We start from the raw sequence: 24705 nt of genomic DNA, 5'->3' as shown, positions 1-24705 counted from the left end.
GCGCCGCCACGCCCTATCCTGGCACGAAGGACGCGCCGCCATCGACGAGCGGCGCGGCATGATGGAGAGCGGCATGCTGCATCGCTATGAGACCCGGGGCGCGCTTGCCGAAGCGCTGGCGACGGGGGTCGCGGCCGTGCTCGCGGGCGGCATCGCGACCCGCGGCTCGGCCACCCTCGTCGTGTCCGGCGGCTCGACGCCGAAGCTCTTCCTCGAAACGCTGGCCAAGGCCGAGATCGACTGGGCGAGCGTCACCGTGCTCCTCGTCGACGAGCGCTGGGTGCCGGCGACGAGCGAGCGTTCCAATACCGGCTTCCTGCGCCGCCATTTCCTGCAAGGCCCGGCGGCGCTCGCCCGCTTCGAGCCGCTGCACGAGGACGTGCCGGCGCCGGAGGAGGTGCTGCCGGAGATCGAGGCGCGGTTCTCCCGTCTGCCCCGCCCCTTCGACGCCGTGATCCTCGGCATGGGCGAGGACGGGCACACGGCCTCGTTCTTTCCGGGCGGCGACCGCCTGGCCGAGGCGATCGACCCGGCCTGCCACGCGACCGTCCTGCCGATGCGCGCGCCCGGCGCCGGCGAGCCGCGCATCACGCTCACCCTGCCCGCCATCGCCGATGCCCGCTTCCTGGCGCTGCATATCGAGGGCGCGGCCAAGCTGAAGGTGCTGGAGACGGCGCAGGCGCCGGGCCCCGCCACCGACTATCCCGTCCGCGCCGTGCTCACCGCGCCGCGCGAGACTCCGTTGCAAATCTTCTGGGCTCCCCTGCCCTCGGACGAGGCCTGATCCCATGACCGCCGACCGTCGAATCGAGGCCATCACCGAACGTATCCGCGAACGCTCGCTGCCGACGCGCGAGGCCTATCTCGCCCGCATCCTCGCCAAGGGCGCCGAAGGCCCGAAGCGCTCGCGCCTGTCCTGCGGCAATCTCGCCCATGGCTTCGCCGCCTGCGGCCCGGAGGACAAGGCGCGGCTCGCCGCCGACCGCACCGCCAATCTCGGCATTGTCTCGGCCTATAACGACATGCTCTCCGCCCACCAGCCCTACGAGACCTATCCGGACGTGATCCGGCAGGTGGCGCGCGAGATGGGCGCGACCGCCCAGGTCGCCGGCTGCGTGCCCGCGATGTGCGACGGCGTCACGCAGGGCCAGACGGGCATGGAGATGAGCCTCTTCTCCCGCGACGTGATCGCCATGGCCGCCGCCGTCGGCCTCAGCCACGACATGTTCGACGCCGCCGTCTATCTCGGCATCTGCGACAAGATCGTGCCCGGCCTCGTCATCGCCGCCCTGTCCTTCGGCCATCTGCCGGCGATCTTCGTGCCGGCCGGGCCGATGACCTCCGGCATCCCGAACGACGAGAAGGCGCGCGTGCGCCAGCTCTATGCCGAGGGCAAGGTCGACCGCGCCGCCCTTCTGGAAGCGGAATCGAAGTCCTATCACGGCCCCGGCACCTGCACCTTCTACGGCACGGCCAATTCCAACCAGATGCTGATGGAGATCATGGGTCTCCACCTGCCGGGCTCGTCCTTCGTCAATCCGGGCACGCCGCTGCGCGAGGCGCTGACGCGCGAGGCGGCGCGCCGGGCGCTGTCGATCACCGCGCTCGGCAACGAATACACGCCGGCCGGTCTCGTCGTCGACGAGCGGGCGGTGGTGAACGGCGTCGTCGGCCTCCATGCGACCGGCGGCTCGACCAATCACACGATGCATCTCGTCGCCATGGCGGCGGCGGCCGGCATCCGCCTCACCTGGCAGGACATTTCCGACCTCTCGGACGTGACCCCGCTTCTCGCCCGCGTCTATCCGAACGGGCTCGCCGACGTGAACCATTTCCAGGCGGCGGGCGGCATGGGCTTCCTCATCCGCGAATTGCTGAGCCAGGGGCTCCTGCATGACGACGTGCGCACCGCCTGGGGTTCCGGCCTTTCGGGCTATACGGTGGAAGCGCGGCTCGGGGCGGACGGCCAGTCGGTCGAGCGCGTGCCGGTGCCGGCGGAAAGCGGCGATCCGAAGGTGCTGACGACGGCCGACAAGCCCTTCTCCGCCAATGGCGGCCTGCGCATCATGACCGGCAATATGGGTCAGGCGGTGATCAAGGTCTCCGCCGTGAAGCCCGAGCGCCGCGTCATCGAGGCGCCGGCCAGGGTCTTCCACGACCAGGATGGGCTGAAGCAGGCCTTCGATGCCGGCGAGCTGACGGGCGATTTCGTCGCCGTCGTGCGCTTCCAGGGCCCGAAGTCGAACGGCATGCCGGAGCTCCACAAGCTGACGCCGCTGCTCGGCGTCTTGCAGGATCGCGGCCAGAAGGTCGCCCTCGTGACCGACGGCCGCATGTCGGGCGCCTCCGGCAAGATCCCGGCGGCGATCCATGTGACGCCCGAGGCGAAGGCCGGCGGCACGATCGGCAAGGTGCGCGACGGCGACCTGATCCGCGTCGACGGCGAGACCGGCAAGCTGGAAATCCTGGTCGATCCGGCGGTGCTGGCGGCACGCGCGGTGGCGGAGGCCGATCTTTCGGGCAACGAGTTCGGTCTCGGCCGCGAGCTTTTCGCGCCCTTCCGCGCGGCGGTGGGCGACGCGAGCCTCGGCGCCAGCGTCTTCGGGCTCTGATCTTCGGATAAGCGGGCGCTAGACGCGTCCGCCCATCCGGCGCGGCACCTCGCCCTGGCGCTCGCGCCTGAATTCGGCGACGGAATCCCGCACGTCGAGAAGCTGGCGGCGGATCGCCTCGGCCGCCATGCCCTCCTGTCGCGGCGGGACGCCGTCCTGTGCCGCCGCGAGGGCGCGGATGCGCTCGCGCAGCGCCGCGCGGCCGAGCGGTGCCGCATCCTCCGGACTGGGCGCCGGGACCGGCATCGGGGCCGAGACGGCAGGGCGAGCGACCGGCTGCGGCGGAACGGGCGCGGACTTCTCGGTGGCGGCCGGCATGGGGGACTCAGCGGCGGCGGCGGCCGCCATCGCGCGGCGATTGGCGGCCCGCTCGGCCTCCGTCCAGATGGCGCGGCCGGCGCCGCCCGCGCCCCGGCGATCCTGGCGCAGGAAGCCGATGACGAGGCGCAGCATGGCGAGGGCCGCCGCCAGCCCCGCACCCAGCAGGAAGCCCGCGATGGCGCCGGCCACCGTCACCAGCTTCACCGAGGCGCCGGTCGCCTTCAGCGGCGGCACAGCCTCGCTGATCACCCGGATATTCGCGGTATTGAGGCTTTCCTGCTCGCTGGTCTCGCGGGCGCGCAGAAGAAAGGCCTCGTAGACGGCGCGCGAGGCTTCGACCTCGCGCTCCAATTCGCGCAGCTTGACGAAGGAGCCGCTGGTCTCGGCCTGCTTCGCCTTGAGGTCGCTCACCTGCCGCGACAGGTCGCGCTCCGTCGCCTCCGCCCGCGTGAGCTCCACTTGTCCCGCCGACACGATGCGGTCGAGCTCGTGGCGGATCGAATCCCGGGCGGAACCGAGCGCGCTTTCCGCCGCCATGCGCTGGGGATGGCGCGGCCCGAGCTTCACCGCGAGGCTCGAGGCCTGTTGCATGAGATCGGCATAGCCCTGGCGCAGCCGCGTCAGCGCGTCCGAGCCGATCTCCTCCGGCAGGCCGCCGCGCAGCACGTCGTCGAGCCTGGCATTCCTCAGCGAGGCCGCCTTGACGCGCAGGGCGGCGATCGTCGCCCGGACGCGCGCCAGTTCGTCATTGGTGCGGGTGATATAGTCGTCGTCGACGAGCCGGCCGTTCACGCCGATCAGGGCGTTCTGGTTCTTGTAGTCCTCCACCTTGCCTTCCGCCTCGACCACGCTGCGGCGCAGCTCGTTCAGCCGGGACGACAGGGCGACCGTGGCGCGGCGCGCGGTGTCGGACTGGATATGGCCAAGCTCGGCGATGAAGGCGTCGGACAGCGCATTGGCGAGGCGCGCCGACTTCTCCGGGTCTTGCGTCTTCATCGACAGGTGGACGATGAAGCTCTTCGGCTCGCGCGTGACGGTGAGCGCCCGGCGCAGCGCCTGGTTGACGATCGCGGCGCGATCGCCGGCGGGCGGCTCGGCGCCCTGCGGCAGGAGGCGCTGGAGGAGATTGCCCTTGGCGGTGCCGTTGAATTCCGGGTCCTCGGCGAGGCCGGTCCGCGCGATGACGCCGGACAGCACGCGGTCGGAGGTCACCACCGCCGTCTGGCTCTCGATCAGCGCCAACGTCGCGTCGGATGGCAGCGCGTTCGGCGCCACCTCGTTCTGCACCACCTTGATGTCGCGCGGATCGACCAGGATCTGGGACTCGGCGACATAGTCCTTCGGCGTCGTCACGGCGAGCGTCGCGGCGAAGCCCAGCCCCGCCAGCGTCGTGGAGGCGACGAGCCAGCGGCAGCGCCAGACGAAGCGGCCGACATAGATCGGATCGAAAAGGGCCGCGACCGAGCGTCGGCGCTCCGGCCCGCGATAGGCCGAGGCGGCGCTGTCGGGCGCGGATTTCGGCTCGGCGGTGGCCGATCCCTGCGGATCGATCGAGGTGAACATGGAGGCGCGCCGGTTGCTGCGGGTGTCTCGGGTTTGAGGTCTCGACCCTAGGGAAGAAAAACGAAAACATCCTTAACGAAGCGTAAGCGCCCGGCCGCCGAAGGCCGGGACCTCAGCCGTCCCGCAATCGGCGCTCGATGAGGTCGAACCAGGGTTTCGGACGATAGTCCGCGTCGAAGGGCAAGGGGCGCGAGGGCGTGCCGTCGGCATGGGGCATCGCGTCGTCCACCCAGCTGTAGCGGTCGGTCAGGCCCCAGGCGATGACGGCGGCGGGCCGCCCGGCGGCGAAGACGCCCTCCAGGAAATCGCCGACGATCCGCGCGGCAGCGGCGTCCTGCGCCGCCGCGCCGCCCGGGATCCGCCAGTCGATGACGTCGAGCTCGGTCACCATCAGCGCGATGCCGAGCCGCCTCAGCGCCGCGCCGAAGGCCGCCAGCGCCGGGATGTCGATGCGCTTCTCGGCATAGAGATGGCCCTGGATGCCGACCGCGTCGATACGGAGTCCGGCCTCCTGCAACTGGCGGACGATTTCGAGGACGGTTGCCCGCCGGCGGTCGTAGCGGTCTCCCTCGAATTCGAGATCGTAGTCGTTGAGGACCAGCTTCGCCTGGGGATCGGCCGTAGCCACCGCCGCGAAGGCGAGCGGAATGTGCCGGGGCCCGAGGGCGCGCAGCCAGACCGTGTCGCGCAAGGGGGCGTCCGGCGGCGCCTCGTGCGCCACGACCTCGTTGACGACGTCCCAGCTCGCGAGGCGGCCGGCATAGCGTCCGACCACGGTCTCGACATGCTGGCGCAGCGCGCGCTCGGCCGCGCCCGGCTCGGTGACGGCGGCGAGCCAGGGCGGCACCTCGTTCCACCAGATCACCGCATGGCCGCGCGCGTCCTGGCCTTCGGCACGGGCGAGGTCCAGGACGGCGTCGGCGGGCGCGAAGTCGAAGCGCTCGGGTTCGGGATGGACGAGGCCGAACTTCAACTCGTTCATCGGCAGGACGAGGTCGCAATGCGCGCGGAACAGGGCGCGATAGCGGGCATCGCCGAGATGCTCGGCCTGCATGGCCGCGCCGAAGGGCACGCGCCGCGCCGGACGCGGCGACGCGGCCTGTGCCATCGGCATGCCGGCGAGGGCGAGCGTGCCGCCGGCGAGCAGCGAACGGCGCGTTAAGCTTCCGCCGCTAGTCTTCGCCGCCAGGATCGCCGGGACTTCCCGCCTGCCGCGCGGCTCGCCGTCTTCGGTCATGGAGGTTCCGCCGTCGGAGGAAATGGGCGACCATGCAGGGTCTCGGACGAGTCTTGAGGGGAAAGCTTAGCGGCGAGTTAAGCCAGCTCACCGCCTTCGCCCATCTCGTCGGCGGCTCGGCCGGGCGGCTGGTGATCTCGCTCGCCTATTTCGTCTCGATCGCCAACAGCCTCAGCGTCGGCGATTTCGGCCTCTTCGCCACCGCCTCGGCGACGGGCGTCCTTCTGTCGCGCATCGCCGGCTTCGGCTTCGTCTCGCCGCTCTACCGCGCCGCGACGGTGAAGCGCCGGCTGGTCGGCGCCTATACGGTCGGCTTCCTTATCGCCTTCCTCGTCTCCCTGCCTCTCGTCGCGCTCGTCGCCGGCAGCTTCTATCTGGCCGTCTTCGCGCCGGCCATGCCGCTCGCCGCCTTCGCGGCCGTCGTCGCGGCGGAGGTCCTGTTCTGGCGGCCGCTGGAAGTCGTCTGCATCGTCAATAACGGGCTCGGGCGCTTCGGCCGGGCGGCGATGCTGGTCATTCTCGGCACGGCGATCCGCGCGCTCGCCGCCGTCCTCTTCGCGTTCGCGGCGACCCATTCGCTGACCGGCTGGGCGCTCGCCTATATGGGGGCCAACGCCCTCTCGATGCTTCTCGCCTATGCGCTCTTCTATCCGCGCACCCGGCTGCGCCTCGCGGCTCGCGTGACCTTCGCCCGCTGGCGGGACGCGCTCGCGGTCGCGGCGGCGGAGGTCGTCTTCTATCTCCAGTCGGAGCTCGACAAGCTGCTCGTCCTCTCGATCGGCGGCCCGGAGATCGCCGGCCTCTACGCCATCCTGATGCGGCTCATCGACCTCACCGCCCTGCCGGTGCGGGCCTTCAACACGATGGTGGTGCAAAGGCTGATGCGGATGCCCGGTTGGCTGGCGAGCTGGAGCCGGCGCGGCCTGATCGAGGGCGCCATCGCGGCCGTCTCGGTCGGCGGCCTCGCGGCGATCGCGCTCCTCCTCGCGATCGCGCCGAACGCGCTCGGCCGCAACGTCGCCGACGCGGCGCCGCTCGTCGGCGCGGCGCTTCTCGTGCCGGCCTTCCGCAACATCGTCGAATATCACAGCGAACTGCTCTATGCGCGCGGCCTGACGGCGATCCGCGCCGTGATCCTGGCGCTTGTCGGCGCGCTGAAGGCGGCGCTGCTGACCCTCGTGCTCGGCGGCGCCGACGCGGCGGCCACCGGGTGGATCGTCGAGCTGAACGGATTGTTCCTGGCGCTCTGGCTCGCCTCGGGAACGGCGACCTATCTCGCCTTCGACGGCCGCCTGCGCGGCTGGCCGGCCTTGCGGCGCCGGGTGCTCAGCGCAGCCTAGCGGCGCGGCGGATGAGATCGGGATCGGTGCCGGTGAAGGACTGGATGCCGATCGCCACCTCCTCGGGACCGAGCGCCGCGACGAAGGCGGCGAGATCCCCCTCCCCCATCGCCGCCCCGTCCCAGTAGACGCGGCAGAGCGACTCCGGCTCGGCGAAATGGCGGGTCGGCCGGTTCTCCACCTCGTCGACGAAGCGGCCGTAGATCGTGCATTCCGAGAGCGCCCGGTCGGCGGCGAGCGCGGCGAGCGCCGGGCGGCCGGTCACGGTCTCGATCCGCTCGGCGAGGGCCCGGATCGTGTCGGTGCGCCAGGCGATGCAGGTGGCGATATAGCCGGTCGCGACCTCGCGCGGTGCGGCGATGCCGAGAAGATCGGCGGCGCGCGCCGACCAGCGCCGGTGGTCGGCGCGAAAGCCCGGGATGATGTCGTCGAAGCCGCGCGGCTGGCGGTGGAAGCGCACCGCGCCGTCCCGTTGCAGGCGCGCGGCGTCGAAGGGCTTCACGAAGACGACGTCGGAATCGCAGGACAGCATCACCTCTTCCGGCATCCGGCGCGCGGCGGCGATGCGGCGCAGCTGCTGCACGTGCCAGCCGCGCAGCGGCGGGCCGAAGGGCGACAGCCAGAGGCGGCGGCGTCCGAGCCGCGTCGGATCGGGAACGGGCCGCAGCCAGGCGGGCAGCAGCGCCCGCTCGCCGACGATCTCGCGCTTCGGTCCGGCGAGCGGCGCGAAAAGCGCGCGGTCGCGCTCCTCGACCAGGATCAGATGGCGCGTATGGCCGGAAACATGCCGGTCGATGCTTTCGCAGAGCAGCCGGCAGCGCTCCAGATCGCCGCGATAGCTCGCCGTGACGATGGCGGTGCGCAATGGTGTCAGCCCTTTACGGTCCGCCGCCGGTTCCAGTCGGCCAGGACGCCGAGGAGAAAGCGCGGATTGCCGAGAATGTAGCGGCGCCAGAGCCGCGAGGGCTCGTTCAGCAGCCGGTGCACCCATTCCAGCCTGAGCGTGCGCCAGAGCGGCGGCGCGCGCGGCACCCGGCCGGACAGGAAATCCAACAGCGCGCCGACGCCGATCGCGACCGTCGTCTCGCGAAGGGTGAGGCGCTCCGCGATGAAGAGCTCCTGGCGCGGCACGCCGAGGGCGACGAGCGTGATGTCCGGCGACAGGCGGCGCAGACGGGCAAGCACGATCTCGGTCTCCAGCCCGGGCTTGAAGAAGCCGTGCGAGGCGACCACGAATTCGTGCCGGGGGAAGCGGGCCGCGAGATTGCGCGCCGCGTCCTCCGCGACGCCGGGCGCGGCGCCGACCAGCGCCACCCGGCGGCGGCCCGACATCCGCTTCAGGAGCTTCGGCACGAAGTCGGTGCCGTTGAGATTTTCCGGGAAAGGCACGCCGTAGAGCAGCTTCGAGGCGAGATCGACCCCGACGCCGTCGGCGAAGACCGTGAAGTCGCCGAGGCATTGGCGATAGTCCGAGCTGTCGCTGGCGACATTGACGCAATGGGCATTGGCGAAGGCGACCTTGGTGAAGCGCAGATCGTCGAGGCGCTCCTCCAGAAGGCCGATGGCGGTGCCGGCATCGGTGGCCGCGACCGCGATCCCGCCGATGCGCCGCCGTTCGAGCGGCGGATCCGAGCGCTCCGGCGCGGCGGCCGGCAGATGGGCGCGAAGCGCGCTCACGAACGGCCCGCCGCGATCGGCGGCATGGTCAGACGGTCAGCCGGCGCCTCGGCCGCCGGGCGCGGCTTCCCGCGTCGCGGCGGATGCGGCAGGATCGCTTCGAGATCGGCGATGGTCCGCTCCACCGCCGAGGATAAGGCATGGCGCTGGGACAGGGCGAAGGCGAGACCGTTGGCGCGGCCCGCCATGCCGGCGCGGGCGGCGGCCACCATGTCGAGGAGCGCCCGCGCGAAGTCGGGCGCCGCATCGGCGACGGCGACATTGGGCGGCAGGCTCTCGACGCCGCGCAGCGCCGAGCGCGTCGCGACGCAGGGCATGCCCTCCTCCAGCGCCTCGATCGTCTTCAGCTGCACGCCGGTGCCGCCCTTGGCCGCCAGGGCGACGACGCGCGAGGCGCGCACGAAGCGCTGCGCATCCGGCACGCGGCCGAGGAAGCGGACATTGGGCGGCGCCTTGGGCGGGCGCCCGTCGAAGACGCCGGCGACGGCGATGCCGATATCGGCCGGCAGCAGCGGCACGACCTCGGCGAGGAACCAGTCGAGGCCGATGCGGTTCGGCGCCCAGCTCCAGGTGCCGATGAGGCCGATATCCTGTCGGCGGACCCCGTCGTCGGCGATCGCCGGACGGCCGATGGTCAGCGGCAGCGTATAGGCGGCGGGATGGCCGACGAGGCCGAGGCCCGGCAGATCCTCGGCGCTCAGCGTATGGATGATGCGCGCGTCGCGGCAGGCCCGCTCCTCCGCCGCGTGAAGCAGCGCCGCCTCGCGCCGGTAGAGCGCGGCCGTGAAGCGCGAGCCGGCATGCAGCGCGTTCTCGGCGGCCGAGCGATGCTCGACATTATGCGCCACGAAGACGCTCGGCTTCGTCGCCGCGAGAAAAGGATAGGCCGCCGGCATCTGGATCGAGTTGAGGACATAGGCGTCCACAGGCCCGGCTTCCGCCAGCCGCGCCTCCAAGGCGTCGCGGCCGAGAAGGGCGAGCTTGGCGGCGGAGACCGGCAGGCCGAGATGCAGGGCGCGCAGCAGCCAGGCGGCCTTCTGCCGCCGCGTCGCGCCGGAATTTTCCGGGGCGAGCTCGCCGAGCGCCACCTCGCCCGGGCGCGGCGTGCCGCTGCCCGGCCGCCGGAAGCCGGCGAAGGACAGCCGCACCCCCTGGCGCCGATATTCCTCGGCGATCGCCCGCGTCGCGATGTCGAAGCCCGAGCGCGGTTCGTCTTCCGGCAGCATCGAACTGATGAAAAGAAGATGCATCGGGCCCGGCCGTCGGTCTCGTGAAGCGATCCCGACCATGCGATCCCATTCCTTTCGGCGCGGCTAAGCCGAATGGTTGCCGGAATCCTCCCCTGGCGTAAGGTAACGAAGTCCTTGTCGATCAAGGGTTTCGCATTTCTTCACCTCTTCATGGCTGAATGTTGCGCGATCCCGGAGCGGTCCGGGCGGGCAAGCGGAGCGCGGCGTTGGGGGACGGGGTCACGATCGAGGCGCGCTCGCCCATCCGGCCGGACATGGCGCCGGACGCGGTGGTCGTGCTGCCGACCTTCCGCCGGCCGGACCATCTGGAGAAGACGCTCCGCTCGCTCGAAGCGCAGGCGGGCGCGCCCCGCTTCGCGGTGGTGGTGGTCGAGAACGACGCCGAAGGGCGCGAGGGCCTCGCCGTCGCCCGCGCGGCGCTGGAGGGCGGGCGGCTCCAGGGTCTCGCCATCGTCGCCGAGGCGCGCGGCAATTGCCATGCCTACAATGCCGGCTGGTCGACGGCGCTCGCCGAATTTCCGCGGGCGCGCTTTCTCCTGTCGATCGACGACGACGAGTGCGCCGGCGAAAACTGGATCGCCCATCTCGTCGCGACCGCCGAAAAGACCGGCGCCGATCTCGTCGGCGCGCCGCAGCTGCCGATCTTCGAGGGCGGCGCTCTGGGCGGCGCCCTCGCCCGGCATCCGGTCTTCACGCCGCATTACGACCGCACCGGCCCGGTGCCGATCCTCTATTCCTCCGGCAATGTCCTCGTCCGCCGCCCAGTGCTGGAAGCGATGCCGATGCCGTTTCTCGACCCCGCCTTCAACTTCACCGGCGGCGGCGACAGCGATTTCTATTCGCGTGCCAAGCGGCGCGGCTTCACCTTCGCCTGGTGCCAGGAGGCGCCGGTCTTCGAGACGGTGCCCCAGCGGCGCACGGAATTCTCCTGGCTCCAGGCGCGCTCCCTGCGCAACGGCGCCCTGTCCTCGATCATCGAGCACCGGGCGCGGCCGGACCTTTCCGGGCGTCTCGGGACGCTCGCCAAGAGCGGCGCGCTTCTCGCGGTCGCCCCGCTCCGCGCCCTCGGCCTCGCCTGGCGCACCCGCTCGGCCGTGATCGGCCTCTATCCGCTGAATGTCGCGATCGGCCGGCTGATGGCAGAGTTCGGGCTGGTGAATGAGCAATATCGCCGTCCCGAGCAGAACTGAGCCGGCAAGCGCCGCCCGCGCGCCGGGCGCGCCGAAGGCCGACCGGGTCACCAAGGCGCTGCGCACGGGAATGGCGGCGGCGATCCTGACGATCCTCCTCGTCTCCTTCACGCCCTTCCAGACGCAGAGCGACGCGACGGCCGAGAGCGGCAATCTCGTCAACCAGCTCGGCTATGGCGCGATCGGCGCGCTGGCGCTCGTCGGCCACGTGCTCTTCACCGAGCGCGCCGCCGCCATGGCGCTGCTGCGGCCGACCTGGCTCGTCTTCGCCGCCTGGATGCTGTTCTCCGTCACCCAGTCCGAGGTGCCGGACGCCTCGCTGCGCGCCGTTCTCTTCTCGCTCCTCGCCATGGCGGCGGCGACGGGCGCGGTCTGCCTGCCGCCGACGGCGCGGGACTTCCGCGCCGCGCTGGCCATCGCCGCGCTGGCGGTGCTCGGCCTCTCCTATGCCGGGCTCGTCCTTCTGCCCGACCTCGCGATCCACACGGCGAGCGGCGACGAGCCGGAACATGCCGGCCTCTGGCGCGGCATCTACAGCCACAAGAACGTCGCCGGGCCGGTGATGGCCGGGCTGTTCTTCGCCGGCATCTATCTGCTGCGCGGCGGCGCCAGGCGGCGCGGCTGGCTGGTGATGCTCCTCGCGGCCCTCTTCGTCGCCAAGACCGGCTCGAAGACCTCGGCCGGGCTCGTGCCGCTGGTCGCCCTTCTCGTCGCGGGCGGGCGCAGCCTCGGCGGCCGCGTCCTCCCGGCGCTGATGCTGGTCGCGATCGTCGGCGTCATGGCGCTCCTGACGCTCGGCGCGGCGATCTCGCCCCTTCTCAACGACATCCTGCAGACGATCCTGCCCGGCACGACCTTCACCGGCCGCATGGATCTCTGGCGCTTCGCCCTCGACGTGATGCACGACCGGCAATGGACCGGCTGGGGCTTCGAATCCTTCTGGGGCACGGACGTGGTGCGCGGCAGCGAGCGGCCGTTCGAGCTCTCCTGGGACCCGCGCGGCATCGTGAACTCGCATAGCGGCTATCTGGAGATCGCCATCGCCATGGGCTGGCCGGCGCTCGGCGTCGCGGCGCTGATGCTGCTCGTCCTGCCGGTGAAGGACTATCTCACCTGCCGGCCGGACCTTGAGAACGCGCGCTTCGCCGATTTCTGCATGATGGTGCTGACCTTCGTGCTGATGAACTCCTTTCTGGAAAGCTATCTCTTCGCCCGCAACCAGCCGGTCTGGATGCTGGCCTTCATGGCGATCGTCGGCCTGCGCCTCGCGGCGCGGCTGCGCATGGTTTCCTGACGGCGCCTGCGCTACTTCCCGCGCTGGACGAACCGATGCGGAGACGGATTCATGGCAGGCCTGTTGCGGCTCGACGCCCTCGACGCGGACGATCTCCAGATCCTGTCCGCCTATTGCCAGGACGGCCTGACGCGCCCCGCCGACTGCCGCTACCTGCCGCGCGAGGGGCGCTTCGTCCTCGCCATGAACCGCTTCGTCTGGGAACGGGCCGACGACCGGCCGGTGCTGCGCCGCCTCTTCGCCAAGCGGGACTACGAGCGGCGGCGGGCCATTCTCGACTTCGCCCGCGTGTCGGCGGTGCGCCAAAGCGGCATCGCGCCGGAGGCGGTGCTGTCGCTGCTCGCCATCCGCTTCCAGCCCGCCGAGGCGCCGGCCGGCACGATCGAGCTTGTCTTTGCCGGCGACGCCGCGATAAGGCTCGACGTGGAATGTATCGAGGCGCGCCTGACCGACGAGGCCGCGAGCTGGTCGACCGAGAACCGGCCGGATCACGAGCGGCCCGAGGCCTGACGCGCGCCCGCTGAGGAGACTTCGCCTTGCCCGTCCGGCTCGATGCCGCCGCCGCCGATTTCGAACCGCGTTTCCGGGCGCTGCTCGCCGCCAAGCGCGAGGTCTCGCCCGATGTCGACGCGACGGTGCGCGACATCCTGGCCGAGGTGCGCCGGCGCGGCGACGCGGCCGTCATCGACTATACGAAGCGCTTCGACGCGCTGGAGCTGACGCCGGAAACGCTGCGCATGCCGCCGGAGGCGATCGCCGAAGCCCATGCCGCGACGCCGCCCGCGACGCGCGAGGCGCTGGAATTCGCCCATCGGCGCATCCTCGCCCATCACGAGCGCCAGCGGCCGAAGGACGACACCTATGCCGACGCGCTCGGCGCCGTGCTCGGCAGCCGCTGGACGGCGATCGAATCGGTCGGCCTCTACGTGCCGGGCGGCGCGGCGAGCTATCCGTCCTCCGTCCTGATGAATGCCGTGCCGGCGAAGGTGGCGGGGGTCGAGCGCATCGCCATGGTGGTGCCGGCGCGGGCGGGCGAGCTCAATCCGCTGGTGCTCGCCGCCGCCCATATCGCGGGCATCGACGAGATCTACCGCATCGGCGGGGCGCAGGCCGTCGCCGCCCTCGCCTATGGCACGGAGCGCATCGCGCCGGTGGCGAAGATCGTCGGGCCGGGCAATGCCTATGTGGCGGCGGCCAAGCGCCAGGTCTTCGGCACGGTCGGGATCGATCTGATCGCCGGCCCCTCGGAAGTGCTGGTGATCGCCGACGGCGCCAACGACCCGACCTGGATCGCCGCCGACCTCCTCGCCCAGGCCGAGCACGACGCGGCCGCGCAGTCGATCCTCCTCACCGACGACGCCGCCTTCGCCGACCGGGTGGAGGCGGCGGTCGAGGCGCAGCTTCTCGCCCTCGCGCGCGGCGAGACGGCGCGCGCCAGCTGGCGGGACTTCGGCGCGATCATCCTCGTGCCGAGCCTCGACCACGCCCCGCCGATCGCCGACCGGATCGCGGCCGAGCATCTGGAGATCGCGACCGAGGACCCGGACGCCCTCTTCGCGCGCATCCGCAATGCCGGGGCCGCCTTTCTCGGCCGGCACACGCCGGAGGTCATCGGCGACTATGTCGGCGGCTCGAACCATGTCCTGCCGACGGCGCGCTCGGCCCGCTTCTCCTCCGGCCTGTCGGTGCTCGACTTCGTCAAGCGCACCTCCGTCCTGAAGCTCGGGGCCGAGCAGCTCCGCGCCCTCGGCCCCGCCGCGATCGAGATCGCGCGGGTGGAGGGTCTCGACGCCCATGCCCGTTCCGTCGCGATCAGGCTGAACCTTTGAGCGCCTCTCCCGCCCCGTCCAGCGAGCGGCTGATCGGCGTCGAGCTCGACCATACGATCGGCAGCGCCGCGCCCGATATCGAGCACGAGCGGGCGGTGGCGATCACCGATCTCATCGACGAGAACTCGTTCCGCCCGGCCGGCGCGCCCGGCGGCCCCTATCGCCTGCGGCTCTCCACCGATGGCGGCCGGCTCGTCTTCGACATCCGCGCCGCCGACGATCAGCCGGTCGTGACCCATATCCTGTCGCTCGCCCCTCTCCGGCGGGTGATGCGCGACTATTTCCTGATCTGCGACAGCTATTACGAGGCGATCCGCTCCGCGACGCCCTCGCAGATCGAGGCCATCGACATGGGCCGGCGCGGCATCCACAATGACGGTTCGGACCTCCTGCGCGAGCGACTGGCGGGCAAGATCGAGGTCGACAAGGAGACCGCCCGCCGCCTCTTCACGCTGATCGGCGTCCTGCAAAGGCGGTCCTGATGGGCGAGGCCGGTCCAACCACGCCGAGCAGCGCGCCGGGCCGTCCCCTCTCCTCGGTGCTCTTCGTCTGCGGCATGAACGCGATCCGCTCGCCGATGGCGGAAGCGGTGACGCGCGCTCTGTTTCCCGGCATCTATACGGTCTCGGCCGGCGTGAAGAAGGGCGATGCCGATCCCATCGTCGCCGAGGTGCTGGAGGAGAAGGGCTTCCACCCGACGCCGCACCAGCCGCAATCCATGGAAGAACTGGCGGACAGCTATTTCGACCTGATCGTGACGCTGGCGCCCGAGGCCCATCACATCGCGCTCGATCTCACCGGCGGCCAGGCCGTCGACGTCGAATATTGGCCGATGCCCGATCCGTCCGCCGTCGAGGGCTCGCGGGCGCAGGTGCTCGACGCCTATCGCGATGTCCTGCGCCGGATCGAGGCGCGCATCCGCGAGCGGCTCGCCGCCGGCCGCAGGGCGGCGAGCTGAGGCGGGCGCGGCCCGGTCAGTGGCCGCCGCCCCCGCCGCGGACGCCCGCATTCGGCTTGCGGATCAGGGCCGACAGGAAGACCAGCGCCAGGAACAGCACGGTCAGCGCCGTGAAGACGTCGGCGAAGGACATCACCGTCGCCTCGCGCTTCACGATATTCGCCATCTGGCGGACGCCCGTCATGTCGCCGTCGAGGCCGTTCGCCGTCATCGAGGCGACGATGGAGGCCATCCGCTCCTCCGCCACCGCGCGGCCCCAGCGCACCTCCTCCGCCAGCCGCTCGAAATGCAGCGCCTTGCGGTCGGTCAGCACCGTGTTGATGAGCGCGAGGCCCACCGCACCGCCGAGATTGCGCGTCAGGTTGTAGAGGCCGGACGCGCCCTTCATCTTCTGCGGCGGCAGCGTGCCGAGCGCGACGTTGTTGATCGGCACCATCGCCATCATCAGGCCGAAGCCGCGCAGGATCTGCGGGATGAACAGTTCCCGAAAATCCCAGTCATGCGTCAGGCCCGACATCATGAAGGTGCCCGCCGCGAAGGACATGAAGCCGATCGACATCATCACGCGCGGATCGAGCTTGGTGGTGAGCCGCCCGGCGACCGGCGCGGTGAAGAACATCGCGAGGCCCGAGACGAACATGGTCTCGCCGATCATCAGCGAATCGTAGCCCCGGATCTGCCCGAGATAGACCGGGTAGAGATAGGTCAGGCCATAGAGGCCGATGCCCATCACGAAGGAGAAGAGCGAGCCGAAGGTGAAGTTGCGATTGGCGAAGGCGGTGAGATCGACGATCGGCTCCTTCGCCGTGAAGGCGCGCCAGAAGAACAGAAGCCCGCCGAGCACCGAGACGACGGCGCAGACCAGCACCGCCTCGTCCTCGAACCAGTCGTTGGTCGGGCCCTCCTCCAGCACGTATTCCAGCGCGCCGAGAAAGGCGGCGAGGCCGAGCAGGCCGAACCAGTCGAAGGAATCGAAGAGCTTCCAGTTCGGCTTGTCGAAATCGACGAGATTCCAGACGGCGAGCGTGACGATGATGCCGGGCGGCACGTTGACGAGGAACAGCCAGTGCCAGGACAGGGCATGGCTGAGATAGCCGCCGACCGTCGGGCCGATCGTCGGGGCGAGCGTCGCCACGAGGCCGATCATCGGCGAGACGATGGCGCGCTTCGAGGGCGGGAAGATGGTGAAGGCGGCGGCGAAGACGCTCGGGATCATGCCGCCGCCGATGAAGCCCTGGATCGCCCGGTAGAGGATCATCTGATCGATGTTCGAGGCGGTGGCGCAGAGCGCCGAGGACAGGGTGAAGCCCGCCGCCGCGATGGTGAAGAGCACGCGCGTCGACATCATCCGGCCGAGGAAGCCGGAGAGCGGGATCATGATCACCTCGGCGATCAGATAGGCCGTCTGCACCCAGGAGATCTCGTCGCCGGACGCGGCGAGGCCCGCCTGGATCTCGGCCAGCGAGGCCGAGACGATCTGGATGTCGAGGATCGCCATGAACATGCCGACGACCATGGCCAGGAAGGCCAGCATCTTGCGCATGGGAATCGCGTCGTCGGCCGGCGCCGCCGGCGGAACCTTCGCGGCCGTGATCGAGGACATGGGCGGGGGACCCCTTCGGGGAGGTTTAGCGGGCGGCGCCCTGCCCCGCCGCCTCGGTGACGCTGGCGGCCGGCGCCGTGCCGGTCACGGTCGTCGCATGGGCGGCGTCGGGCGTGGTGCGGATATCCACCGCGACGACGGCCGAGAGGCCGGGCCGCAGATGGCCGGCGAGATCCTGGGCGTCGTCGATCTCGACCCGCACCGGCACGCGCTGGATGATCTTGGTGAAGTTGCCGGTCGCGTTGTCGGTCGGCAGCAGCGAGAACACCGAGCCGGAGGCCGGCGAGACGCTCTTCACCGTGCCCTCGAACCTCCGGCCCGGAATGGCGTCGATCTCGACCTCCACCTTCTGGCCGGGGACGATCTCGGCGAGCTGCGTCTCCTTGAAGTTCGCGTCGACATAGACCTTGTCGACCGGCACGATGGCGGCGAGCCGCTTGCCCGGCGCGATATAGTCGCCCGGCTGGACGGACAGATTGCCGACGACGCCGTCATAGGGCGCCTTCAGCACGGTGAAGGAGAGATCCCGCACCGCCTGGTCGCGCGCCACCTGCAATTCCTGCAATTCCTGCGCCGCTTCCTTCTGCTGGGCATCGAAGATCAGGACATTGGCCTTCGAGGCCTCGAGCGCGGCGATCGCGCCGTTCAGCTGCGCCGCGTCGGCGTCGCGGGCGCTGCGGGCGTTGTCCTGCTGCGCCGCCGTGCCGGCGCCGGTGCGCGACAGATCGGTGGCGCGCTTCAGGTCGAGCTCGGCCTGGGCGAGCGCCGTCGTCGCGGCGTCCTTGGCGGCCTCGGCCTGCGTCACCGCCGCCTCGGCCGCCCGGCGCTGCGCGCCGATGCGCTCGATCGAGGCGCGCTTGGTGGCGATCTTGGCTTCCGCCGCCTGGAGCGCGAGGCGATAGTCGCCGTCGTCCATCTCGACCAACGGGGCGCCGGCCGCGATGCGGTCATTCTCCTCCACCGGCACGGCGCGCACATAGCCCGTGATCTTCGGCGAAAGGATCGACATGTCGGCGCCGACATAGGCGTCGTCCGTCGAGACGAGGAAGCGCCCTTCGACCCAGTAGTAATGGCCGTACCAGGCACCGCCGCCGAGCGCGGCGAGCGCGATCAGCGGCAGGAGGAAGCGCTTGATGCCGCGCTTCTTCGGCGCCGGCGGCGCGCTGACGACCGGCGGCGGCGCGGCCGGGGCCGGCCTTTCAGCCGCCGGTTCCGGCCGGGCCTTCGGCAGGTCGGGGGCGAGAGGCGGCGTCTTGGCTTCGGCCTCGGGGCGCGTCGTCCCGCCCGCGGTTCCACCGAGTTCGCTGGAAGGCTTGTCGTACATGGCAACCATGACCAAATTCGAACCGAACCGTTCAGTTCGGCCTTGAATTAACGGCGATCCTTGTGCATTGCAAGATCGCAGTCGCCCCAATGGATGATTATTTCTGCCATAGGATTGCGAAAGCCTTATGGCGGCGAGCTGGGCGGAAGGGACAGGATGAGCCAGACATTGGAACGCGGCGAGAGGACGGGCGCGGGCGAGAACCCGGTCAAGCGCCAGCAGATCCTCGCCGGAGCGCAGAAGGTCTTCGTGACCATGGGCTTCGACGCCGCCTCCATGGACGATGTGACGCGCGCCGCCGGCGTGTCGAAATCGACGCTCTACGTCTATTTCCGCTCGAAGGAGGAACTGTTCACCGCCCTCATCGCCGAGGAGCGCGAGCGCTATTTCGCCGAGGTCAGCGCCATCTTCACCGATCCCGGCCATCCGGCCGAGACGCTGAAGATCTACGGCACGCGGCTGGCGACGAAGCTCTCCTCCAAGGAGGTGATCCGGGCGCAGCGCACGGTGATGAGCGTCGTGGAGCGGATGCCGGAACTCGGCGCCTCCTTCTACGAGAGCGGACCGAAGCGCACGATCGGCCTCCTGTCCGCCTATCTCGATTCCGCCGTCGCCGCCGGCACGCTGCGGATCGAGGATACCGAACTGGCGGCCAAACAGTTCATCGAGCTGGCGAGCGCCGGCATGCTGCGCTGCCGCCTCTTCGGCTACAAGACGGAAAGCCCGGCGGAGGAGGAAATCGAGCGCACGGTGAACGGGGCGGTGCGGCTGTTCATGGCCGGTTACGGTGTGCCGGCGTGAGCGTCTGGCGGCCGCCTTCGGCGGTCCGCGTCAAGGTCGTCGGCCTTCTCCTCGACGGGCCGCATCTCTTCGCCGCCGAGGTGACGGACGATGCCGGCAGGGTCAAGGGCGCCCGCCCGCTCGGCGGCTCGGTCGAGTTCGGCGAAACGCGCGAGGCGGCGCTCATTCGCGAATTCCGCGAGGAGCTCGGCGCGGAGATCGCGCTGCTCGGCCCCTGGCGGGTCTTCGAGAACATCTTCACGCATGAGGGCCAGCCGGGCCACGAGATCGTCTTCGCCGCGCCGATCCGGCTCCTCGACCGCGTTCTGCCGAAGGATGCGGCGATCGTCTTCCACGAGGCGGACGGCACCGAAGGCCGGGCGCGCTGGTTCGCGATCGACGAATTCCGTGGGGGCGCGCCGGCGCTCTATCCGCAGGGCCTGTTGGGCGCCCTCGCCCGATCCGAGGAATGATACGATCGCGCCTTCGCGGAAATCCGCTCACCTCACCGCTTCGTCATCCCGGCCCCCGCGCCGGGATCCATTCCAAGCCAACCGCGACCGATCTAAAGCGATGCGGAAGGACGCCCATCTCCACCCTTATCCAAGCGGCCTCGCCGAGGCATGGATCCCGGGTCGGGCCCGGGATGACGAAGCTGAGGCGGAGGCGCCAAGGATCAGTGCATAAGCGCGTCGGTATGACGGTCGGTCAGCCCGCCAGGAAGCTGCCGATCACCGCCTGGAGTTCGGCAAGGCCGGCATGCTTTTCCGACGAGGTGGCGAGGATGTCCGGGAAGGCGGCGGGGCGCTTGCGGATCGCCTCATGCGTCGCGGCGATCAGCTTCGGCACGGCCGGCGGCTTGATCTTGTCCGTCTTGGTGAGGACGATCTGGTAGGAGACCGCCGCCTTGTCGAGAAGATCGAGCACGTCGGCATCGTTCTTCTTCACGCCATGGCGGGAATCGATCAGCACGAAGACGCGCTTCAGCGTCGCGCGGCCGCGCAGATAGTCGAAGACGAGCCGCGTCCAGGCGTCGACCTGCTCCTTCGGCGCCTCGGCATAGCCGTAGCCCGGCATGTCGACCATGGCGATCGGCGGCAGGTCCGCCCCTTCGCCGGAATAGCCGCCGGGCACGAAATAGTTCAGCTCCTGCGTCCGCCCCGGCGTGTTCGAGGTGCGCGCCAGCCCCTTCTGGCCGACCAGCGCGTTGATCAGCGAGGACTTGCCGACATTCGAGCGGCCGGCGAAGGCGATCTCCGGTGGGCCTTCCGGCGGCAGCACGTCCATGCGCGGCACGCCGCGGATGAAGACCCAGGGGCGACTGAACAGGCGGCGCGTGCCGGGCTCCGGCTCGGAAGCCTCCGGCATGTTCCCCTCGACTGGCGCGATGCGATCCGTCATGCTGATCGGGAGGCCGTCAGGCCTCCTTCTTCTTCCGGCGGAAGACGTCGCGGATATTGTCGAAGAGTTCGATCTTCACGCCGTTCCGCTTCATGATCACCGACTGCTGGATGATCGACAGGGTGTTGTTCCAGGCCCAGTAGATCACGAGACCCGCCGGGAAGGAGGCCAGCATGAAGGTGAAGACCAGCGGCATCCAGGTGAAGATCATCTTCTGCGTCGGGTCCGGCGGCGTCGGGTTCAGCCGCATCTGGACGAACATCGTGACGCCCATCACCAGCGGCCAGACGCCGATCATCAGCCCGTGCGGCACGCTGTAGGGCAGAAGGCCGAAGAGGTTGAAGAGGCTCGTCGGGTCCGGCGCCGCGAGATCCTGGATCCAGCCGAAGAACGGCGCGTGCCGCATCTCGATCGTGACGTAGAGCACCTTGTAGAGCGCGAAGAAGACCGGGATCTGCACCAGCATCGGCCAGCACCCGGCGGCCGGGTTGATCTTCTCCTGGCGATAGAGCTCCATCATCGCCTGCTGCTGCTTCATCTTATCGTCGGCGAAGCGCTCGCGCAGCTCCATGATCTTCGGCTGCACCTCCTTCATCTTCGCCATCGACTTATAGGACTTGTTGGCGAGCGGGAAGAAGACGAGCTTCAGCGCCACGGTGACGAGCAGGATCGCCGCGCCGAAATTGCCGGTGAACTTGAACAGCCAGTCGATGGCCGTGAACATCGGCCGGGTGATGAAGAAGAACCAGCCCCAGTCGATGAGCTGGGTGAAGCGCGGGATGTTGAGGTCCTTCTCGTAATGGTCGAGAAGCTCGACCACCTTCGGGCCGGCGAAGCTGCGCTGCGTCAGCTCGGCGCTGGCGCCGGGCGCGACGGTGACCGGCGCGGCCAGGAAGTCGGTCTGGTAGAAGGGACGGCCCGAGGCCGAATACTGGAAGGTCGGCTGGTAGGAGCGCCCTTCCTGCGGCACCAAAGCCGTCGCCCAATACTTGTCGGCGATGCCGAGCCAGCCCTGCGAGGCGGCATCGGGCTTCACCGAGCCCTCGCTCTCGATGTTCTTGTAGGTCGCCTCCTTCAGACCCTGCTCGCCGAAGACGCCGAGCAGGCCCTCGAACACCACCCAGGCCGGGGTGACGGCGGGCTTTGAGAAGCGCGTGACGCGGCCATAGGGCTGGAGTGAGACCGCCGCCTCGCCGGCGTTCCGCACCTCGTCGCGCACCTGGAACATGTAGTCGCGATCGATGGAGACGGTGCGGCGGAAGGTCAGGCCGCGATCGTTGGTATAGGTGAGCGTCACCGGCGCGTCCGGCGTCAGCACCGGATTGCCCTCCGCCTGCCAGAGCGTCGCCGGGCCGGGCAGCGTGCCGACATTCTGGCCGGCGAAGCCGAATTCGCTGAAATAGCCGATGGGCAGGCCGGCGGCGTCCGTCGCGCTTTCCGGCGAGAGCAGCACGATCGTCGGCGAGGCATCGTCGACCGTCTCGTGATAGTTCTTCAGCCGGAGATCGTCGAGCCGCGCGCCGCGCAGATTGATCGAGCCGGACACGGTGGGCGTGTCGATGGCGACGCGGGGATCGCGGGCGAGCGCCGCCTCGCGGGCCTGGCCGCCGGTGGCGCCGTTGGACGGTACGGCGCTTTCGCGGCCGGCGGGCAAGGGGGCGCTGGCCTGCGGCGTGCCGGCCGGGGTCTGCGGCGTCTGGAGCGAGCCCTGGGCGCCGCTCGCCGGGGCGCTTGTGGTCGCCGCGGCCTCCTGCGCCGCGCGCTGGGCATCCGTGCGCGGCTTGACGACGAGGAACTGCCATCCCAACAGGACGGCGATCGAAAGCGCCATCGCGATCAGGAAGTTGCGGTTGTTTTCCATCGATCAGTTCCCCGCGGAGCCGGCGGGCTCCGCATGTTCCGTCTGCGGGCCGGCGCGGCGCTCCGGGGGCCGCGCGCCCTCGCGCGAGGCGCCACCCTTGGCGAGGCGCCTCGACAATTCGTCCGTCAGCCGTTCGAAGGGCAGATCCGCCACTTCCCGACGGGCCACGATCACATAGTCGTATCCCGCCGCCATTTCACGGGCGCAGACGGTGCGGACCGCCTCGCGCAGCCGGCGCCGGATGCGATTGCGCAGCACGGCATTGCCGACCTTCTTCGTGACCGTCAGACCGAGGCGCGGCTCGCCGCCGTCGCGGCGGTCGCGGGTCTCGATAAAGAAAAAGGGGCCGTTCAAGCGACGGCCCCCACGGGCGGCCAGGAAGTCCGGGCGCGTGCGGATGCGCCCGACCTGCGGCAGCGCTTCGCCTGTCAGGCCGAGAGCCGCTTGCGGCCGCGCGCGCGGCGGGCGGCGATGACCTTGCGGCCGCCGACCGTTTCCATGCGGGCGCGGAAGCCGTGACGGCGCTTGCGGACGAGCTTGCTCGGCTGATAGGTGCGTTTCATCGTGTTGTTCCCCGCGAGGAAATCGCGAGCCTCGTTGTCTGGAATGCGGCAGCGGGACGGACGCGGCAAAGCGCGCGATGGACCCGCCATTCCGCTCGTGGGGCGGCTTATAGGAAGATCGCCCGCGCAAAGTCAATGCGGCCGGGGCCGGCAAAAGCCGCTTCCTCGCCCGCCGCGCCGGAAATTTAACCGCTCCGGCGCGCCTTGCCGGCCCTCGCCGTGATTGGAAAGCGGCGCGCGCCGACCTATCATCCTTCGCATTGCGGGATCGCTTCCTGCGCGCGTCGGCCCTTTACTCCTCGCGCGGCTGCGGCGAGGCGGGCGTTCGAGGGACATGACGGTTTCGGAGCAGCGATCGGAGGCGGCCGGCGACGGGCCGCGGCGGACGGAGCGGGCGCGAAGCCCCGGGCCCGCCATCCGCAAGCCGCTTTCGGTCAGCCTGCTCTGGGTGACGCTTCTGTCGGTGATGGTCGCCGAGATCTTCATCTTCGTGCCCTCCGTCGCCCATTTCCGCCTGGAATGGCTTCGCCAGAAGCTGGAGACCGCCGCCGCCGCCGGGCTCACCGCCGAGCAGCCGAAGGAGCCGGAGGAGGCCGTGCTCGGCCCCCGGCAGCAGGCGGCCCTGCTCGACGCGCTCCAGGCCGATCTCGTCGCCATCGCCAGCGGCGGCACGACGCGGCTCCTCGCCCGCAAGGAAACGATCCCGACGCTCGACCGCCAAGTGGACATCGCCAAGACGCGCTGGCCGACGCTGATCGGCGGGGCGATCGACACGCTTCTCTTCGGCGGCAACCGCACGCTGCGCGTCCTCGGTCCCGTCGGCGACGACGAGGAGACCGGCCGGATCGTCGCCGAGGTGGTGTTTCCCGAGCGCAAGCTCCGCGCGGCGATGCTCGTCTACGCCCGCAACGTCTTTCTTCTCTCGCTGCTGATCGCCCTCTTCGCCGGTTGCCTCGTCTATGCCGCGATCAGCTCGCTCCTCATCCGGCCGATCCGGGCGATGACGCGCTCGATGCTGCGCTTCGGCGAGGCGCCGACGGATGCCTCGCGCATCATCGCGCCGAGCGGGCGGGCGGACGAGATCGGCGCGGCGGAGGCGGAACTCGCCTCCATGCAGGCGACGCTGGCGACGACGCTGCGCGAGCAGCGCCACCTCGCCGATCTCGGTCTCGCCGTCTCGAAGATCAATCACGACCTGCGCAACATCCTCGCCTCGGCCCAGATGGTGTCCGACCGGCTCGCCGACGTGCAGGAGCCCCGCGTGCAGCGCGCCCTACCCCTCCTCCTGCGCAGCCTCGACCGGGCCCTCTCCTATACCCAGTCGGTGATGTCCTACGGCAAGGCGGTGGAAAGCGAGCCGGTGCGCCGGCGCATCCGCCTGCACCGGCTCGTCGCCGACGTCTTCGAGGTGGCGCCCGTCGCGCCCGACAGCGAGATCGAGCTCGTCAACGCGGTGCCGGAGGATTTCGAGATCGATGTCGATGCCGATCAGTTCTTCCGCGCCCTGAACAATCTCTGCCGCAACGCCGTCCAGGCGCTGGAGGCCGAATCGGGTGTCATCTTCGTGCGGCGCATCACCATCGGCGCCGAGCGCGCGGCAGACGGGACGCCGGTCATCCGGGTGGAGGATACCGGGCCCGGCCTGCCGCCGCGTGCCCGGGCGCATCTCTTCCGCGCCTTTCGCGGCTCGGGCCGCGCCGGCGGCACGGGTCTCGGCCTCGCCATCGCCGCCGAGATCGTCGAGGCGCATGGCGGGCGGATCGAGCTCGTCGACGCGCCGAGCGCCGGCGCCCGCTTCGAGATCCGCCTGCCCCGCCCGGAAGCGCGCCTCGGCCCGCCGGACGCGGCCTGACGCCTCTTCGATGCCGCGCCGCTTACCGCCGCCCGGGTCATGCGCGGGCA

23 protein-coding genes are annotated in these 24705 nt (G+C 70.4%); 12 read left to right on the top strand and 11 right to left on the bottom strand.

The window, feature by feature from the left end:
* Positions 1-73 precede the first annotated feature (73 nt).
* Complete coding sequence (gene pgl, locus IEY14_RS07365; RefSeq protein ID WP_244639375.1) at positions 74-784, top strand: 6-phosphogluconolactonase; 711 nt, start codon at positions 74-76, stop codon at positions 782-784.
* A 4-nt stretch (positions 785-788) separates the two neighbouring features.
* Positions 789-2612: a phosphogluconate dehydratase gene (gene edd / locus IEY14_RS07360; RefSeq protein WP_188907579.1), complete on the top strand. Its 1824-nt coding sequence runs from the start codon at positions 789-791 to the stop codon at positions 2610-2612.
* Positions 2613-2630: 18 nt separating this feature from the next.
* Here the strand turns inward: edd and IEY14_RS07355 are convergent, their stop codons facing one another.
* Positions 2631-4496 carry a GumC family protein gene (locus IEY14_RS07355; RefSeq protein ID WP_188907578.1) on the bottom strand — a complete coding sequence of 622 codons (1866 nt, stop codon included), beginning with the start codon at positions 4494-4496 and terminating at the stop codon, positions 2631-2633.
* A gap of 112 nt (positions 4497-4608) precedes the next feature.
* Entirely contained in the window at positions 4609-5733 is a 1125-nt protein-coding gene (locus IEY14_RS07350; RefSeq protein WP_244639374.1) for an endo-1,4-beta-xylanase, read from the bottom strand.
* Positions 5734-5786: 53 nt separating this feature from the next.
* Between IEY14_RS07350 and IEY14_RS07345 the strand changes: the two genes are divergently transcribed.
* The gene (locus IEY14_RS07345; protein WP_244639373.1) at positions 5787-7073 is read left to right on the top strand and encodes a lipopolysaccharide biosynthesis protein; all 1287 of its coding nucleotides are present in this window, start codon (positions 5787-5789) and stop codon (positions 7071-7073) included.
* Here IEY14_RS07345 and IEY14_RS07340 read toward each other — a convergent pair.
* From IEY14_RS07340 to IEY14_RS07330, 3 genes are read right to left on the bottom strand one after another with little or no spacing between them, the layout of a single operon-like run.
* Positions 7060-7938: a DUF6492 family protein gene (locus IEY14_RS07340; RefSeq protein WP_188907576.1), complete on the bottom strand. Its 879-nt coding sequence runs from the start codon at positions 7936-7938 to the stop codon at positions 7060-7062. The genes IEY14_RS07345 and IEY14_RS07340 overlap by 14 nt on opposite strands.
* Positions 7939-7943: 5 nt before the next feature.
* A complete protein-coding gene (locus IEY14_RS07335) occupies positions 7944-8750 on the bottom strand; it encodes a WecB/TagA/CpsF family glycosyltransferase (RefSeq protein WP_244639372.1) in 807 nt (268 codons plus the stop codon).
* On the bottom strand, positions 8747-10000 hold the full coding sequence (locus IEY14_RS07330) for a glycosyltransferase family 4 protein (RefSeq protein ID WP_244639371.1): 1254 nt from the start codon (positions 9998-10000) through the stop codon (positions 8747-8749). The genes IEY14_RS07335 and IEY14_RS07330 overlap by 4 nt, the downstream gene beginning before the upstream one ends.
* Positions 10001-10206: 206 nt before the next feature.
* On the opposite strand from IEY14_RS07330, the gene IEY14_RS07325 reads away from it, so the two are divergent.
* The 6 genes from IEY14_RS07325 to IEY14_RS07300 are packed head-to-tail and all read left to right on the top strand — an operon-like array spanning position 10207 to position 15271.
* The gene (locus tag IEY14_RS07325) at positions 10207-11190 is read left to right on the top strand and encodes a glycosyltransferase family 2 protein (protein ID WP_244639370.1); all 984 of its coding nucleotides are present in this window, start codon (positions 10207-10209) and stop codon (positions 11188-11190) included.
* The gene (locus IEY14_RS07320; RefSeq protein ID WP_188907573.1) at positions 11159-12484 is read left to right on the top strand and encodes an O-antigen ligase family protein; all 1326 of its coding nucleotides are present in this window, start codon (positions 11159-11161) and stop codon (positions 12482-12484) included. Before IEY14_RS07325 ends, IEY14_RS07320 begins: the two co-directional genes overlap by 32 nt.
* Positions 12485-12535: 51 nt before the next feature.
* Positions 12536-12994, top strand: a complete 459-nt coding sequence (locus IEY14_RS07315; protein ID WP_188907572.1) for a DUF2948 family protein — start codon at positions 12536-12538, stop codon at positions 12992-12994.
* A gap of 26 nt (positions 12995-13020) precedes the next feature.
* Positions 13021-14313 (top strand): histidinol dehydrogenase, encoded by a 1293-nt coding sequence (gene hisD, locus IEY14_RS07310; RefSeq protein ID WP_188907571.1) that lies wholly within the window; start codon positions 13021-13023, stop codon positions 14311-14313.
* The gene (locus IEY14_RS07305) at positions 14310-14795 is read left to right on the top strand and encodes a UPF0262 family protein (protein ID WP_188907570.1); all 486 of its coding nucleotides are present in this window, start codon (positions 14310-14312) and stop codon (positions 14793-14795) included. The genes hisD and IEY14_RS07305 overlap by 4 nt, the downstream gene beginning before the upstream one ends.
* Complete coding sequence (locus tag IEY14_RS07300) at positions 14795-15271, top strand: arsenate-mycothiol transferase ArsC (RefSeq protein WP_188907569.1); 477 nt, start codon at positions 14795-14797, stop codon at positions 15269-15271. Before IEY14_RS07305 ends, IEY14_RS07300 begins: the two co-directional genes overlap by 1 nt.
* Before the next feature lie 16 nt (positions 15272-15287).
* On the opposite strand, the gene IEY14_RS07295 is transcribed toward IEY14_RS07300, so the two are convergent.
* Complete coding sequence (locus tag IEY14_RS07295; RefSeq protein WP_188907568.1) at positions 15288-16874, bottom strand: DHA2 family efflux MFS transporter permease subunit; 1587 nt, start codon at positions 16872-16874, stop codon at positions 15288-15290.
* Between the two features lie 25 nt (positions 16875-16899).
* Positions 16900-18198 (bottom strand): HlyD family secretion protein, encoded by a 1299-nt coding sequence (locus tag IEY14_RS07290; protein WP_188908091.1) that lies wholly within the window; start codon positions 18196-18198, stop codon positions 16900-16902.
* A 156-nt stretch (positions 18199-18354) separates the two neighbouring features.
* Here IEY14_RS07290 and IEY14_RS07285 point away from each other — a divergent pair, with 156 nt between their 5' ends.
* Positions 18355-18999 carry a TetR/AcrR family transcriptional regulator gene (locus tag IEY14_RS07285; RefSeq protein WP_188907567.1) on the top strand — a complete coding sequence of 215 codons (645 nt, stop codon included), beginning with the start codon at positions 18355-18357 and terminating at the stop codon, positions 18997-18999.
* Positions 18996-19451 (top strand): NUDIX hydrolase, encoded by a 456-nt coding sequence (locus tag IEY14_RS07280; RefSeq protein ID WP_188907566.1) that lies wholly within the window; start codon positions 18996-18998, stop codon positions 19449-19451. The genes IEY14_RS07285 and IEY14_RS07280 overlap by 4 nt, the downstream gene beginning before the upstream one ends.
* A gap of 235 nt (positions 19452-19686) precedes the next feature.
* Here the strand turns inward: IEY14_RS07280 and yihA are convergent, their stop codons facing one another.
* Genes yihA through rpmH form a run of 4 tightly spaced genes read right to left on the bottom strand, consistent with a single transcriptional unit; the run spans position 19687 to position 22803 of the window.
* Complete coding sequence (gene yihA / locus IEY14_RS07275; RefSeq protein WP_188907565.1) at positions 19687-20346, bottom strand: ribosome biogenesis GTP-binding protein YihA/YsxC; 660 nt, start codon at positions 20344-20346, stop codon at positions 19687-19689.
* A 49-nt stretch (positions 20347-20395) separates the two neighbouring features.
* Positions 20396-22240 carry a membrane protein insertase YidC gene (gene yidC, locus IEY14_RS07270; protein ID WP_188907564.1) on the bottom strand — a complete coding sequence of 615 codons (1845 nt, stop codon included), beginning with the start codon at positions 22238-22240 and terminating at the stop codon, positions 20396-20398.
* A 3-nt stretch (positions 22241-22243) separates the two neighbouring features.
* Positions 22244-22657, bottom strand: a complete 414-nt coding sequence (gene rnpA / locus IEY14_RS07265) for a ribonuclease P protein component (RefSeq protein ID WP_244639415.1) — start codon at positions 22655-22657, stop codon at positions 22244-22246.
* 11 nt (positions 22658-22668) lie between these two features.
* Entirely contained in the window at positions 22669-22803 is a 135-nt protein-coding gene (gene rpmH, locus IEY14_RS07260; RefSeq protein WP_138104029.1) for a 50S ribosomal protein L34, read from the bottom strand.
* A gap of 334 nt (positions 22804-23137) precedes the next feature.
* On the opposite strand from rpmH, the gene IEY14_RS07255 reads away from it, so the two are divergent.
* Positions 23138-24655 (top strand): sensor histidine kinase, encoded by a 1518-nt coding sequence (locus tag IEY14_RS07255; protein ID WP_188907563.1) that lies wholly within the window; start codon positions 23138-23140, stop codon positions 24653-24655.
* Positions 24656-24705 lie beyond the last annotated feature (50 nt).

The sequence above is a fragment of the Aureimonas endophytica genome (assembly GCF_014642635.1).
Lineage (GTDB): Bacteria > Pseudomonadota > Alphaproteobacteria > Rhizobiales > Rhizobiaceae > Plantimonas > Plantimonas endophytica.
This window is presented reverse-complemented; position numbering and strand designations above follow the sequence as displayed.